Here is a 14,400-nt window from a genome sequence, read left to right as displayed (position 1 = left end):
TAGAAAAATACGAGAACATAATATAGACGTAACATTTGAAATGTTACACATATTAAGGTGCCTGGACGGAGCTGGCAGAGTGAATCAACAAACACTGGCGAATCTGACGTATAAAGATAAATCGAGCCTGTCATACCTTATCAAGAATCTGGAAAAAAGAGAACTTGTAAGGAGAGAAGAAGATGAGAGCGATAAACGCAGCAAACAGGTGATTCTCACTTCTAAAGGAGAAGAATTATATATTCGGATCAGAAAGATCATAGAGGATGTATACCAGGAACTGGAAAAGAACCAGAATCCCGGGCATATACGCTTATGCATCGATTATATGAAAGAATTTACGCAAACAGTTAAAGATGAACAAACCACGTGAAACGTATTAGCTTTACAATACTGTTATTGGCCATATCATTGATTATGAAGGCACAAAACACATACAGGCTCTCTGTAACCGAATTATTTGAACGGGGCATTCAAAACAGCCTTGTTATCAGATCATCCGAAATTAAATCACAGATATCCGCAGGAAAAGTAAGCCTGGCAAAGAATAAGCGGTTGCCCGATATTACAATCGGGGGCGCTGTTGGGTATGTAGGTACCCCCACCATATTAGATAAGGACTTCTCTTTCCTGAAACATTCGGAAACACCTTCGTGGAAACAAAACTATCAGGTGGTAGCCACACAGCCGATCTATCAGGGAGGACGAATTAAGAATAATATAGAGAAAGCCGAACTGGAACAGGAAATCGTCGGGCTGGCCTTAGAGAAAGACAAAGCAGAAATTAAATTATGGCTTATTGGTAAGTACCTTGACCTGTTCAATCTGTATAAAGAGCGTGAAGTTTATTCACAAAATATAGAAGAATCCAAAAAACGTCTGCACGACATCGAAAAGATGAAAGAAGAAGGAATGATCACAACAAACGATGTTCTTCGTAGTCAGCTTGTACTGACCAATTACGAGTTATCATATAAGGAAACACAGAACGACATTATACTCGTATCACAGCAATTGGACGTAGTTCTGGGGCTTGATGAAAATATATTGCTGGAACCGGAGCAGGATATTCTGGATTCGAAATTCGCAATGGAAACCGAGACTGATTATGTAGATCAGGCTTATGTCCGGTATCCGGACATGAAAATAGCGCAGGCAAATATCGCACTGGCAAATAACAACCTGAAACTGACCAGAGCTGATTACCTCCCTACCCTGTCATTACAGGCCAGCAATACATTGGCGCGCCCGATACCGAATGTCTCACCGGCGCAGGATCTGTACCTGAACGCATGGGGAGTGACACTGAACCTGTCATTCCACATATCGGCATTTTTCGATAAAAAACATAACACCAGTGTAGCCAAACAGCAGATCGAACTACAAGAGCTGGCAAAGGAACAACAAAAACAAACAATACGCACCGATGTAAAATCAGCTTATATTAAGCATATGGAAGCACTGGACAGGATAAAGGCATTGGAGGAATCGCTCGGACAATCGAAGGAAAACTACCGTATAGTTAAAAATAAATACTTTAATCAACTGGCCATACTGACCGACCTGCTGGATGCCAATACAGTACAACTTAACTCGGAACTTCAACTTACCGCGGCCAGAACCAATGCAATATATACTTATTATCAACTACAAAAAGTAAGCGGAAATTTATAATTATGGATACAGATAAATCAGAAGCACCGGAACTCAAACAAGCTGAAAAGGAAGCTTACAGGAAACTTAAAAATAAGCGCAGAAGGAATGTTATACTCAATTCTATCAGTATCTTATTGGCATTGGCTGGTATTATCTGGGGAGTAAATTTCTTCATCCATTACTATAGATATGAAATAACAAACGATGCCACTGTTGAGCAATACATTGCCCCTGTCAATTCCCGCATAACAGGATATATTAAAGAGATACGTTTTACCGAACACCAATGGGTAAATTCGGGTGACACGCTACTGATAATCGATGACCGGGAATTCAGGATAAAAGAGATGGATGCGGAAGCCGCCCTGATGGATGCTAAAAACTCAGGGTCTGTATTATCGTCCAGTATAACCACCACCTCAACGAATGTAGCCGTTTCCGATGCCAATGTTGAAGAGGCTAAAGCGAGGTTATGGCGTGCAGAACAGGATATGAAGCGTTATAAAAATCTATTGGATGCTGAATCTGTCTCACGTCAGCAATACGAACAGGTTAAAAGTGAATATGATGCGCAATCGGCCCATTACAATGCTTTACTGAAACAGCGGGAAGCACTCTTGTCAACTTCTACCGAAACAACAAAAAGACAAGGAAATGTCGAGGCTACAATCCTACGGCGTGAAGCAGATCTGGCGATGACCAAACTAAACCTTTCCTATACAGTTATAACAGCCCCTTATAACGGATATATAGGACGGCGAACACTGGAAACCGGACAGCTGGTACAGGCCGGACAAACGATTACCAATCTGATTAAAGATGACAATAAATGGATCATAGCCAACTATCGGGAGAAACAGATAGAAAATATATCCATTGGTCAGGAAGTGAAAATCCGTGTGGATGCCATCAGTAATAAAACATTTAAAGGACGGGTGACTGCGATTTCAGAAGCCACAGGCTCTAAATATTCAATGCTACCGACAGACAACTCGGCCGGTAACTTTGTTAAAATACAACAGCGGATTCCCGTACGTATCGAATTTGAAGATATTTCGCCGGAAGATATGAAAAAACTACGTGCCGGTATGATGGTAATAACAGAAGCCGTTAAGGACTAAAATGATAATTCCCGTAATACAACGAGCAACGATAAGTCCTTTCAGGCATTGGGTTCCCAACTGGCTGAAGGTGATCGTCGCGCTATTAATACTTATTCCTATATTACTTGTCAACGGAGCGTATACAGGGAGTAACATAGATATATCCGGTTACCTGGGTGTAATCTCCGAGGATATAAATATGGCCTATTATGCCTCATCCGCAGGTATGGCTGTGGCTCACCTGGTCATTCCAAAGGTGAAACCCATTGCTACCGCTAAAACGATCATTCTTATAGTCCTCTTGTTTCAGGTACTGTTAAGCCTTATCTGTGCTGAAACGAATTACATGGAGGTGATCATCGTTTGCAGTTTCTTTATCGGGTATTTCAAAGCATTCTCGATGATAGAGACCATCAATATACTGATGCCTGCCCTGAGCCCCAGTGGCACACGTAACGAATTCTATGCCAAATTTTACCCCATAACACTTGCCTGCGGGCAGTTATCCCTGGTACTTACCGCCGAACTCGCCTATATGTTTAACTGGCAGTATATGTATTATTTTATGATATTGATGCTATTGGTCGCTATTATCGCCGTTGTCACCTGCATGTCTTTTGCCAGGCGGTTGATACGCATTCCGTTGAAAGATATAGATTGGCTGAGTTTCTTTCTTGTATCGGTTTGTTTTATGTCTATTATTTATGTGGCCACTTATGGTAAAACCAAAGACTGGTTTGCTTCGGGCAGCATACTGATAGCGACTATACTTATCCCTCTTACCGGATGGCTTTTTATACGCCGTCAGTTCTCCGACAAACCGTTCTTGGATATGAGTGTGCTAAAGAACCGCAACTCGGTTACTGTCTATCTGCTTTCATTCCTGTTGATGTTTTACGCATCTTTCAGTATTCTGGTATCATCATATACCACCAACGTTTTACGGCTCGACAGTACACATGTAAATGAACTCTATCTCTATATGATTCCGGGATTTATAGTCGGAGGCATTATCTGCTATTACTGGTTTTTGAAAGAAATCCGTATGACATGGCTTATCTTCCTGGGATTTGCCTGTTTTACAGTATCTATAGCCATCCTGTATTTTAAGATCACCCCATACGGGCTTTATGAAGATTTATACTTGTTAATGTTCCTAAGAGGGGTTGGAATGCTTGTATTGTTTGTGGCATTCGCCATTTATGGTATATACGGGCTTTCTCCAAAACAATTGATTTACAATGCTTTTTTCCTTATATCAGCCCGTTCTGCGATAGCTCCTGCTGTAGGCGCATCTGTCCTGACCAATTGGCTGTATCGCCTACAACAAAAGAATATCAGCATACTATCGCAAGGTGTGGATATGCAAAACCAACTGGCATCAAGCCAGTTTACAACATCTGTAAATAATGCTCTGGCACAAGGCTGGAGCCTGGAAGATGCTCAAAAACTGGCGACAAATACTTTATACCAAACTATACAAATACAATCAACGACAGTTAGTATAAAAACCATTGCCGGATGGATGCTGATTTTAGGGATCATCCTGTTAGTATGTATTGTTCTCTATCTCCTTCAGTTTACTCCTGTTAAGCTAATGAAGATGGGTAATGATATGTCGGGATAAGGTGGTTTTTAATCGATATCAAGTTTACATTTTTTAGAATAGTCTGGCACACGGGATGATGCACGTTCAAGGTTTTCGGACGTTAATTCTAAATAATATAATCGATGTTTATCTTTTCTTTGTAAATTAGGATAAACAGTAAAACCGAAGTTGATCAACAAATTCTCACTGTCTTGATTAATAGGCAATGCATATAATGTGTATTTCTTTCCATTTTCAGAATAATAGTTTTTCTTTAAATACTCAAAGAATCCCCATATCATGATTGGTAAAGCATGTCTTTTCCTCACATAAGGGGCTTTTATTACTATTATTAATGTAATATATAAATCATTAAAATCAAAAGATTCCTCAAAACTGTTTAAACTCTCATAGTCTATATCAGATTCTTTTATTATACCATCTTTAAAAAACTTAAAACACTTTGGCTCAATAGATAATAAGGTCAATCCTGCCCAAATATTTTTCGATGAGTCTTTTAGACATAAAAACCCTTTTGGATTAACACGTCTCCATGATTCAGCGACCGCATCATCAATGAAATCGCTACCAAATACCCTTTGTGTATTTTGATTTAAAAACCGACAATCATCTTTAGTGTCATATGAAATAGAGAATCCGGAATTCTCATCTAATAATTCAGGATCATAGATAGTATCATTTATGCTTGAATCTTTAATAAAAAAATAAATAAAAACAAGAACTACCGGAATTCCTATAAAAAGGCAGATATTGAATAGAGATGTTTGATACCCTGCAACATCTAACAAACTAATAACTCCAACAATCAGAGTTACAACAAGGCAACAGACTTTAAAACTTTTATCAAATATTCTTCTTAAATCTCTTTTCATATTCTATTTTAAAAGCAAATGTAAATATATTTTAAATATAAAATGGTTCACAATCATAAAATTTGTATTGAATGTAAAAAAGTTATATCTACTCCAGAAGGACCAGCCTGTTAGTTGCTACTCAGAAAAGAAAAAACCATCTCGAAAAGGGAAGAAACATGATAAGCCAGAAATAATTATTTTATAAATTTACAACACAGAAACAAGAAGGAGTATTTAGAATGTAATCTTTTTCTATATGTTTTTTGACCACAAAATTGACCACATTCCTAAAACAAAAAAGGCTTCCAATTTCTTGAAAACCTTTGTGCGCACGACGAGACTCGAACTCGTACATCCTTACAGAAACTACCCCCTCAAAGTAGCGTGTCTACCAATTTCACCACGTGCGCATACCTTTAAATAAAAAATGTGACCACTGTCACATTTGAGCGAAAAACGGGACTCGAACCCGCGACCCCGACCTTGGCAAGGTCGTGCTCTACCAACTGAGCTATTTTCGCATTGGTGAGCGCAAAGATAATGCGTTTTTTCTTTTTTGCAAAATTTTTGCGCCCGCTATTTCATCTAAAATATGCTTTTTACTGCAATCACTCTGTTTACAAGAGTGATTACGTATATAAGCTTTTTTATTTCACTTCCCAGACATCTTTTGTCATCAGATAGTCGTGCAAAGTTCTCACAGGATTTTTAGCCTGAACTTCCGAGATCTGATCTGCGACACACTGATCGTATGCAAGAGCTTCCACGTCACGGATGACACCTAGAGCCACAGGCAGGTTATCTTCGATGGTCATAAGACCAAGCTTCAGATGCAATGTATTGTCCTGAGTTTTGGCATCATGTATCAATACATCATCTATTGTGTATCCTTCCTGGCCTATTGTCACCGCTTTCAGATTCCAGCCGTCCATAACAAGGCCTTTGTCCTTATTGGTTCCGAACAGCATCTTCTCTCCATGTTTCAGTAGAATTGTACGTTCGGCACGCCATGCTTTATCTACTATGTTGCTGTGAATAGCATCATTAAATATCACACAATTCTGCAACACCTCGATAACCGAAGTACCTTTATGTCGTGCAGCTACAGCCAAAATCTCTGTGGTGTTAGCCAGATCGACATCAACGCAACGTGCAAAGAAAGTTCCTCTTGCCCCTAAAGCCAGTTCGATAGGATGGAAAGGATCTTCTACTGTACCATATGGTGACGATTTGGTAATAGCTCCCCTGTCCGAAGTCGGGGAGAATTGCCCTTTAGTCAGGCCATATATCTTATTGTTAAACAAAAGAATATTGATATCTATATTACGACGTACAGCGTGAATAAAATGGTTACCACCGATAGCAAGGCTATCTCCATCGCCTGTTGCCAACCATACCGATAATTCCGGGTTAGCAGTTTTTACGCCCGTAGCAATTGCCGCGCCACGACCATGAATAGAATGGAAGCCATAAGTATTCATATAATATGGCAAACGGGACGAACATCCTATACCCGACACGACAGCCGTCATATGTGGCTCTATATCGAGTTCGGCCATAGCTTTGTGTAGACAATTAAGTATGGCATGGTCGCCGCAACCCGGACACCAGCGTACATACTGGTCGCTCTTATAATCTTTAGCCTGATGAGATGGGGCTAGTTTCAAATTTATATCCATCATGCTTATTTTTCTAATTTATTTTTAAATGTTTCTACCAAGTCGGATATAGAGAACGGTTGTCCCTCTACCCTGCTATATAATTCGACCTGCAAGCCCGGGATTTTCTCCATCAGGTAACCCGCAAACTGGCCGTTGTTTTGTTCTGCCACAACAATATTCTTGAATTTGCTCAATACTGACAAAGTGTTTTTAGGCAGTGGATTGATAAAACGGAAATGAGCCAATGCGACTTTATGTCCCATATCATTCAGTCTTTCCACAGCTTCACGCAAATGTCCGTATGTACCACCCCAGCCTACAATCAGCAATTCGGCGTCTTCACCGCCTACAAGTTCCAGTTGGGGGATATATTCAGATATCTTCTCTATTTTCATACGGCGGGTATCCACCATTTTCTGGTGATTTGCCGGATCGGTAGAGATAGCGCCTGTATCATAATCTTTTTCGAGGCCGCCTATGCGATGAGTATAGCCTTCTGTTCCCGCGGCAGCCCAATAACGTGCATAGGTTGTATCGTCACGCAGGGCACTACGCCATTCGTTACTATCAACTAAAGTCTGATCGTGTGGTGCAATTGCCGGATACTTATCCATATCAGGTATACGCCATGCCGATGCACCGTTGGCAATATAACCATCGGTAAGTAATATGACAGGCGTAATATGTTCAAGGGAAATTTTCGATGCCCAGTAGGCCATATCGAAGCAATCGGTAGGAGTTGCGGCAGCCATCACTACGATAGGGCTTTCACCGTTCCTCCCGTATAAAGCCTGACGAAGGTCTGTCTGTTCTGTTTTTGTAGGCAATCCTGTGGAAGGCCCACCACGCTGAACATCTATAACAACAAGCGGTAATTCGGCCATCACGGCAAGGCCTATCGCCTCGCTTTTCAGAGCCAGTCCGGGGCCGGATGTAGATGTAGCTGCCAGATTTCCGGCAAAGCTTGCGCCTATCGCAGTACAAACACCTGCGATTTCGTCTTCCACCTGGATGGCTTTTACTCCCAGTTGTTTAAATTTAACCAGTTCATGCAATATATCAGTTGCCGGAGTGATCGGATAAGAGCCTAGAAACAAAGGCCGCTCTGCTTTTTCCGAAGCTGCGATCAGTCCGTATGCTGTTGCTGTATTACCATTTACTTCCAGATAAAAACCTTTGTCCACATTCACGGTTTCTACCTTATATGATGTTATGGACATATCTGTATTGTGCCCGTAGTTATACCCATCAGCCAATACCTTTAGGTTTGCTTCGACCAAAACAGGCTTCTTTGCAAATTTGGATGAAAGCATATTATTGGCAACATCTAAAGGACGGTTGAATAACCAGCACACAAGTCCCAGCGCAAACATATTCTTACAGCGGATACGCGATTTCATATCCAGTTCCATTCCCTCAAGGCTTTCTTTTGTCAGTGAAGTGATGGGTACAGATATAATTTGCTGAGAAGTAAGTCCTAATTCGGTAAAAGGGCTTTCGGTAGCAAATAAGGCTTTTTCCAGATCCCTTTTTTCAAAAGAATCGGTATCGACAATAATAACTGAATCTTCCTTCAGGTATTTGGCATTTACTTTCAATGCCGCCGGATTCATTGCTACTAATACATCCGATTGATCTCCCGAATTATAAATACGGTTTCCCAGATGTACCTGAAATCCCGAAACTCCGGATAAAGTTCCTTGCGGAGCTCGTATTTCAGCCGGATAATCGGGAAATGTAGATATTTCATTCCCGAAAATAGCGGATAGATTGGAAAAGATGGTTCCGGTTAACTGCATACCATCTCCCGAATCGCCGGAAAAACGTATGACTATGTCCTTTACGTCCTTAATTTCTACTGTGTTTTGCATTACTTGATCTTAAATATATAGAATGTTTTTAAATTACAAACAAAGGAAAAAAGTATTCACGAATATACAAACATATTTTTCGAAAAAATATCAAACACGATAAAGATGGAATGTTTTTTATCAGCATTCGTAGACAATACTGTATATTTTACCTTTTATTTCTACCAGTTCTTTTTCAACATCTATATCTCCATACGACATCAGTTTCATTGGTATAGCTCCGGTATGCTCATAATAAGCAGGTTGCTGATACTGTATATTTTCCCACAACTTAAAGCCCAAACGCTGATAAAAACCGATCCGGCGCTCTGACAATATTGTGGCTGGCAGTTCAACCTCCAAAACAATAGGTTTTACCATATTAGTCTTGAAGAGTTCCATTACTTTACGTCCATAGCCTCCATTCCTGAATTCGGGCGATATCGCAAAATGCTCTGCAAATATAAAATCATCCAGATCCCAGTAGGTAAGGAAACCAACCAGGTTATCATCTTCGATAGTAACTGATATTACAAACGGAGAATTTTCTTTATACAGGTCGAACATCGTTTCCACCGGGCGACGCTCGCTCAACGGAAAAGACTCGATATACAGATTCTCCACAAATGAAACCTCGTGGTTATTTTTTAAGTCCAAATTTCTAATTTCCATAACTCCCTCTTTTCAGTTAACAGTTAACAGTTAACAATGCATTCATAATTGACTCCACCGATTTAGTTATGATGACTATTCAGTTTCACATCTTTCAGATGTCCGTCTTCACATTTGATTATACGCCCCGGATATTTTTGTACCACAGCATAGTTATGTGTAGACATGATCACCGCTGTACCTTCCTGTGAAATTGTATGCAACAATTGCACGATCTGATTGCCAGTCTCAGGGTCAAGGTTTCCGGTAGGTTCATCCGCAAGGATTATTTCGGGAGAATTCAGCAAAGCACGCGCAATAACAATACGCTGCTGTTCCCCACCAGACAATTCATGCGGCATTTTATATCCTTTATTCTGCATTCCTACCTGTGTGAGTACCTCATTAATACGAATAGAGATCAGGTCTTTATTATTCCAGCCTGTTGCCCGTAATACAAATTCCAGATTCTTTTCGGCAGTCCGGTCTGTCAATAACTGAAAATCCTGAAAGACAATCCCGACTTTCCTCCGCAAGTATGGTATTTGCTTTTTTTTCAGATTCTCCAATTCATAATCTAAAATACGGCCATGACCTTTTTCCAAAGGAATTTCGTGATAAAGACTTTTCAGAAAAGTACTTTTTCCTGAACCGACTTTACCTATGAGGTATATAAATTCACCTTCCCTGATCGCAATATTGATATCGCTCAAAATTGTATTCCTGTCACGATCGAGATCGACACCTTCGTATTTTACGATTACATCTTTTTCTTCGTCCATAATATTACTTCTTATGACGTTTCTGTAATTCCCTTGCCAGATCTTCTATACTTAATCCTTTCGATGTTAACAAAACGATAAGATGGTACATCATATCGGCCGATTCATATATCAGACGGTCATCTGTACCGTTACAAGCTTCGATAACCGACTCCAACGCTTCTTCTCCCACTTTTTGAGCCATGCGGTTTATCCCCGACTGGAAAAGAGACGTTGTATAAGAACCTTCCGGCATCTCTTTATAACGTTTCTCAATGAAATGTTGCAAATATTTTAAGAATAAAATATCTTCCTTATTCTCTTCGTCAAAACAGGTATCGGCTCCGGTATGGCACACAGGCCCTACAGGATTTACCTTTATCAGCAGGGTATCATGATCGCAGTCGTCCTTAATACTCACCACATTCAGAAAATTTCCACTTTCCTCTCCTTTTGTCCAAAGGCGTTGCTTAGTGCGGCTAAAGAATGTCACCCGCCCTGTTTTCTGTGTTTTTTGCAGGGCTTCTTCATTCATATAGCCAAGCATCAAAACCTTGTTTGTCTCATTATCCTGTATGATAGCAGGAATCAAGCCGTTTACTTTATCAAAATCGAGATTCATATCCATCTAATTATTATTAATACGATCGAGGAGCCACAATAGTTCAGCATCCTGGTCGAAATTATATTTTTTATAGTCTTCGTATTCAGGCATTACATCGGGCCAGAATGTCTTAGCTTTTTTATCCGTTGACGGCAAAAAGTATTGTGCGCTGTTGGAAATGCTTCCTTTAGTCTTTGTATATGGTAACTCAAACGCAGTTGTCTCCATAAATGTGTTAGGTGCTTGCGCGGAAGGAACCCCAGCCACGACAGCCCCCATTTTCCACAGGTAAAATGCATAATGGAATGCCGCGCTAAATGTACCCACATCAGTCAGCACATAAACTTTTTCAGGTGTATATACAGGTTTTCCATTCAGATCTTCTATATAATCTCCACCATTACCAATAGTGTTTTTCACGAACTGCGCCCGTTTTTCCTCTTGTGTCAAATCTTCACCGGAAGAATTGCCGAACGAGTAATCTCCATAGAAGTAATCTGAATTATTATTCCTGTTAAAGTCTTCTAAAGTAGTTCCAAGCTTCTTCATGTAAAGAGGCGAAAACATCCGGTAGTAATGGGTTTCTATATCTGTATTCAGATATTTATCTCCGTACATCATATATAATGTCGGCAATGTAATCGGCGTCCACCCTCCACCATTACCCCTGAGGTCGATAATGAGATTAGGGGTATTATTCATTTTCATTTCAGAAAGCATATTACGAAAAACCTCAGCAAAGCAAGGCAACTGAAGTATAGCTTCATCTGTATTTTCAGGCATTTCTTTGCGTATTGTCCATTGATAAAAACCTTTTAGCTGATTTTCAAACGAAGGCCACTTCTGTTGTTGCATGGCTAGAAAATTCTCTCGCGCCATCACGGACTTCATTCGTAGATACATTGTCTGTCCTCCATCAGCCATATTGTAATATAAATATTCATCATGCGACAATCTACTCTGTTTCGGCAGTTGAACAAAATCTACTTTATACCATTCTTTATTTTCTGTGACCGGAATTACTATATTTTTTATTTCTCCCTCCGGTGTTTGTATTTGCATCACAAGACTTTCACTGTTTTTCAAACCAGAAAACAGTTGCATCAGACGGGAAGGATTGTAGACTATGTATTCCAGATTCATATATTCCCCATACTTATTCTCATTGGGTAATATTTCTGACATTCCGGCACACAACGAATCAAGTGAGATTCCATTTATAGAAATAACCCTGCTACCCAGATATTTAACATCTTTTTCTGGTAGACCTTTTACAATCATACCTTCCGGAATCGCTTTGAGCATAAGAGAAATATAGCGTGTTGTCTCAAGTTGAGACGAATTATTTACATTGGTATGCCCGTCATGAAGTCCTGAGATAAAGGATGCAAGTACATCTTGATATTGTTCCAGTGTATAGTCAGTTGATTTTAATGTCTGCCCCGTTTCAAAAGCTTTTTTATGAAATGATACCTTTCCTCCATATTCGCTGTACGGATCAGGATGAGTTTCTTCCAGCAACTTTACAAAATACCGGAATTCATTATATAGTGAATCCCGTGACAATACCTGCGCCCTGGAAGAGAGTACCCCTAATAACAAGAATAATACAGGTATAAATCTACTTTTCATCTCACTATAATATTTTGAATCTTGAGATACTCTTTCAAATCTTCTATAGCAATCTCTCCAAAATGAAAAACACTGGCAGCCAATGCAGCATCTGCTTTACCCTCAACAAATACATCCCGGAAATGTTGCATATTTCCAGCGCCACCAGAGGCTATTACCGGAATATCCAATGTTTCGGATAATCGGCGTAAAGCTTCGTTCGCATAGCCTGTTTTCACGCCGTCGTGGTTCATACTGGTGAACAGGATTTCGCCTGCACCCAGGTTTTCAGCTTCTTTTGCCCACGAAAACAGTTCCTTTTCCGTCTTATTGCGTCCGCCACTTGTATAGCAAGACCATATTCCACCCTCAAAGTTAGCATCTATTGCGCATACACATACCTGTGAACCGTAATTTTTTGCAATTTCTTCTATAATCTTAGGATTTCTTATGGCTGTGGAATTAACAGATACCTTATCGGCTCCGGCATTCAACAGGCGATCTACGTCCGACAATTCATTTATTCCTCCGCCAATAGTAAACGGTATATTGATATTTGCCGCAATGCGCTTTACAAGATCGGTAAAAGTTTTCCGTTCTTCGTGAGATGCAGTAATGTCGAGAAAGACCAGTTCATCGGCTCCCTGTTCGCTATATTTTACTCCAAGTTCCACCGGATCTCCGGCTTCACGCAGATTTACAAAGTTGGTTCCTTTTACAGTTCTGCCATCTTTTACATCGAGGCAGGGTATTATTCTTTTTGCAAGCATCTTTATTTTTTCCTATTTATTGAGATTGTGCCAATAAAATTTCTTTTTAGAGATATTGAAAATATTTACAGCTATATTTATTGTAAAGTTTCTCTTATACCGGAAGTCTTTATTATAAAATGGCAGATGATATGCAATCGATATCCTGCCTCCGGGAACCCCTATCCCAAAATAGGGAGCATAATGCAGGGAACTTTTCTTGAAATCGTTATAGAGTACCAGTTCATTACCAATATATGCTATAAAAAAACTGGCGTAGCACCCCGCTTTCGGTCCCATAAGAAAACCATCCCGGTTAAATAAAAACTCACTTGCACCATAATAGCCATAACTTATGAGTAATGGGGGTACAAGATAATCTTTGGACAAGCCAACTTCAAAGCCTCTGGTAGAAACTTTCTCCTCTCCGCTCATAACGAAGCCCGTGTACAGGCTTATATCCTTTGTCCCTTCTCGGAACCTCGGATAATATATTGTGCGAGGGATAGAGTCCTGCCCCATAATATTTATACAAAAAAGAGCCAGAACTAAGAGCAGACAATATCTCATAAATTCACACCAGCTAACTCCCTCAAAGTCACTCTATTTTCATATATAGCCTTACCTAATATTACCGAAGGAACCCCTGCGGCCTCCAGATCAAGTATATCCTGAAAACAACTTACTCCACCACTGGCAATAAGGTACATGTCAGGGTATGTTTCCAATATTTCCTTATATAAATCTAAGGAAGGGCCCTGAAGCATACCATCCTTACTTATATCGGTACAAACAACTTTTGTGATTCCTTCTTTGGTATAATCTCCCAGAAAGGGAATGATATCGACAGAGGTAGATTCCTGCCAGCCCGAAACAGCGATCTTATGGTCTTTGCAGTCAGCACCCAGAATGATTTTTCCTGATCCGTATTTCTGTATCCAGCTAAGAAACAAATCCCGGTTTCGGACAGCAATACTGCCTCCTGTAACCATAGAAGCTCCTGAGTTGAAAGCGATCTCTATATCCTCATTACTTTGTACCCCTCCGCCAAAATCGACAATAAGCGAAGTGTTGGAAGTGATCTTTTCTAAAATCGTCTGGTTAACAATACGTTTGGCTTTAGCTCCATCGAGATCGACAAGATGTAAGCGGCGGATACCCGCATCCTCAAACATCTTAGCGACGTCGACAGGGTCTTCGTTATAGACTTTCTTGGCATTGTAATCTCCTTGCGATAAGCGCACGCACTTACCATCGATGATATCAATAGCCGGAACAATTTCTATCATTT

14 protein-coding genes and 2 tRNA genes are annotated in these 14,400 nt (G+C 40.1%); 4 read left to right on the top strand and 12 right to left on the bottom strand.

Going from position 1 to position 14,400, the window contains the following annotated elements:
• The first annotated feature begins 40 nt into the window (after positions 1-40).
• The 4 genes from GGR21_RS04780 to GGR21_RS04765 are packed head-to-tail and all read left to right on the top strand — an operon-like array spanning position 41 to position 4,386.
• Positions 41-373: a MarR family winged helix-turn-helix transcriptional regulator gene (locus tag GGR21_RS04780; protein WP_183306051.1), complete on the top strand. Its 333-nt coding sequence runs from the start codon at positions 41-43 to the stop codon at positions 371-373.
• The gene (locus tag GGR21_RS04775; RefSeq protein WP_317169859.1) at positions 370-1,674 is read left to right on the top strand and encodes a TolC family protein; all 1,305 of its coding nucleotides are present in this window, start codon (positions 370-372) and stop codon (positions 1,672-1,674) included. Before GGR21_RS04780 ends, GGR21_RS04775 begins: the two co-directional genes overlap by 4 nt.
• A 2-nt stretch (positions 1,675-1,676) precedes the next feature.
• Positions 1,677-2,777, top strand: coding sequence for an HlyD family secretion protein (locus tag GGR21_RS04770; RefSeq protein WP_183306050.1), 1,101 nt, complete (start codon positions 1,677-1,679; stop codon positions 2,775-2,777).
• A 1-nt stretch (position 2,778) separates the two neighbouring features.
• Positions 2,779-4,386, top strand: a complete 1,608-nt coding sequence (locus tag GGR21_RS04765; protein WP_183306049.1) for an MFS transporter — start codon at positions 2,779-2,781, stop codon at positions 4,384-4,386.
• A gap of 8 nt (positions 4,387-4,394) precedes the next feature.
• Here GGR21_RS04765 and GGR21_RS04760 read toward each other — a convergent pair whose 3' ends face one another.
• From GGR21_RS04760 to hisA, 12 genes are all read right to left on the bottom strand, one after another.
• Complete coding sequence (locus GGR21_RS04760) at positions 4,395-5,240, bottom strand: hypothetical protein (RefSeq protein ID WP_183306048.1); 846 nt, start codon at positions 5,238-5,240, stop codon at positions 4,395-4,397.
• 308 nt (positions 5,241-5,548) lie between these two features.
• Positions 5,549-5,632, bottom strand: a tRNA-Leu gene (locus GGR21_RS04755).
• Positions 5,633-5,670: 38 nt separating this feature from the next.
• Positions 5,671-5,743, bottom strand: a tRNA-Gly gene (locus tag GGR21_RS04750).
• Positions 5,744-5,869: 126 nt separating this feature from the next.
• Entirely contained in the window at positions 5,870-6,904 is a 1,035-nt protein-coding gene (locus GGR21_RS04745) for a 2-oxoacid:ferredoxin oxidoreductase subunit beta (protein WP_183306047.1), read from the bottom strand.
• Positions 6,905-6,906: 2 nt separating this feature from the next.
• Complete coding sequence (locus tag GGR21_RS04740; protein ID WP_183306046.1) at positions 6,907-8,754, bottom strand: 2-oxoacid:acceptor oxidoreductase subunit alpha; 1,848 nt, start codon at positions 8,752-8,754, stop codon at positions 6,907-6,909.
• Positions 8,755-8,874: 120 nt separating this feature from the next.
• On the bottom strand, positions 8,875-9,405 hold the full coding sequence (locus GGR21_RS04735; RefSeq protein WP_183306045.1) for a GNAT family N-acetyltransferase: 531 nt from the start codon (positions 9,403-9,405) through the stop codon (positions 8,875-8,877).
• A 62-nt stretch (positions 9,406-9,467) separates the two neighbouring features.
• Positions 9,468-10,166: a cell division ATP-binding protein FtsE gene (locus tag GGR21_RS04730; RefSeq protein ID WP_183306044.1), complete on the bottom strand. Its 699-nt coding sequence runs from the start codon at positions 10,164-10,166 to the stop codon at positions 9,468-9,470.
• A gap of 4 nt (positions 10,167-10,170) precedes the next feature.
• Entirely contained in the window at positions 10,171-10,767 is a 597-nt protein-coding gene (gene hisIE, locus GGR21_RS04725) for a bifunctional phosphoribosyl-AMP cyclohydrolase/phosphoribosyl-ATP diphosphatase HisIE (RefSeq protein WP_183306297.1), read from the bottom strand.
• Between the two features lie 6 nt (positions 10,768-10,773).
• A complete protein-coding gene (locus tag GGR21_RS04720; protein WP_183306043.1) occupies positions 10,774-12,381 on the bottom strand; it encodes a S41 family peptidase in 1,608 nt (535 codons plus the stop codon).
• A complete protein-coding gene (hisF, locus tag GGR21_RS04715; RefSeq protein ID WP_183306042.1) occupies positions 12,378-13,130 on the bottom strand; it encodes an imidazole glycerol phosphate synthase subunit HisF in 753 nt (250 codons plus the stop codon). Before hisF ends, GGR21_RS04720 begins: the two co-directional genes overlap by 4 nt.
• 12 nt (positions 13,131-13,142) lie before the next feature.
• On the bottom strand, positions 13,143-13,631 hold the full coding sequence (locus GGR21_RS04710) for a hypothetical protein (protein ID WP_183306041.1): 489 nt from the start codon (positions 13,629-13,631) through the stop codon (positions 13,143-13,145).
• Positions 13,632-13,675: 44 nt separating this feature from the next.
• Positions 13,676-14,398: a 1-(5-phosphoribosyl)-5-[(5-phosphoribosylamino)methylideneamino]imidazole-4-carboxamide isomerase gene (gene hisA / locus GGR21_RS04705; protein ID WP_183306040.1), complete on the bottom strand. Its 723-nt coding sequence runs from the start codon at positions 14,396-14,398 to the stop codon at positions 13,676-13,678.
• Between the last annotated feature and the right edge of the window lie 2 nt (positions 14,399-14,400).

Origin of the sequence: Dysgonomonas hofstadii (assembly GCF_014196915.1) — a bacterium.
Taxonomy (GTDB): domain Bacteria; phylum Bacteroidota; class Bacteroidia; order Bacteroidales; family Dysgonomonadaceae; genus Dysgonomonas; species Dysgonomonas hofstadii.
The sequence above is the reverse complement of the archived record's forward strand: the minus strand, read 5'-3'. Positions and strand labels throughout refer to the sequence as shown.

Coding starts and splice junctions, on each gene's coding strand:
- GGR21_RS04780 (WP_183306051.1), top strand. CDS start 41: ATGTTACACATATTAAGGTGCCTGGACGGAGCTGGCAGAGTGAATCAA.
- GGR21_RS04770 (WP_183306050.1), top strand. CDS start 1,677: ATGGATACAGATAAATCAGAAGCACCGGAACTCAAACAAGCTGAAAAG.
- GGR21_RS04765 (WP_183306049.1), top strand. CDS start 2,779: ATGATAATTCCCGTAATACAACGAGCAACGATAAGTCCTTTCAGGCAT.
- GGR21_RS04760 (WP_183306048.1), bottom strand. CDS start 5,240: ATGAAAAGAGATTTAAGAAGAATATTTGATAAAAGTTTTAAAGTCTGT.
- GGR21_RS04745 (WP_183306047.1), bottom strand. CDS start 6,904: ATGATGGATATAAATTTGAAACTAGCCCCATCTCATCAGGCTAAAGAT.
- GGR21_RS04740 (WP_183306046.1), bottom strand. CDS start 8,754: ATGCAAAACACAGTAGAAATTAAGGACGTAAAGGACATAGTCATACGT.
- GGR21_RS04735 (WP_183306045.1), bottom strand. CDS start 9,405: ATGGAAATTAGAAATTTGGACTTAAAAAATAACCACGAGGTTTCATTT.
- GGR21_RS04730 (WP_183306044.1), bottom strand. CDS start 10,166: ATGGACGAAGAAAAAGATGTAATCGTAAAATACGAAGGTGTCGATCTC.
- hisIE (WP_183306297.1), bottom strand. CDS start 10,767: ATGAATCTCGATTTTGATAAAGTAAACGGCTTGATTCCTGCTATCATA.
- GGR21_RS04720 (WP_183306043.1), bottom strand. CDS start 12,381: ATGAAAAGTAGATTTATACCTGTATTATTCTTGTTATTAGGGGTACTC.
- hisF (WP_183306042.1), bottom strand. CDS start 13,130: ATGCTTGCAAAAAGAATAATACCCTGCCTCGATGTAAAAGATGGCAGA.
- GGR21_RS04710 (WP_183306041.1), bottom strand. CDS start 13,631: ATGGGGCAGGACTCTATCCCTCGCACAATATATTATCCGAGGTTCCGA.
- hisA (WP_183306040.1), bottom strand. CDS start 14,398: ATGATAGAAATTGTTCCGGCTATTGATATCATCGATGGTAAGTGCGTG.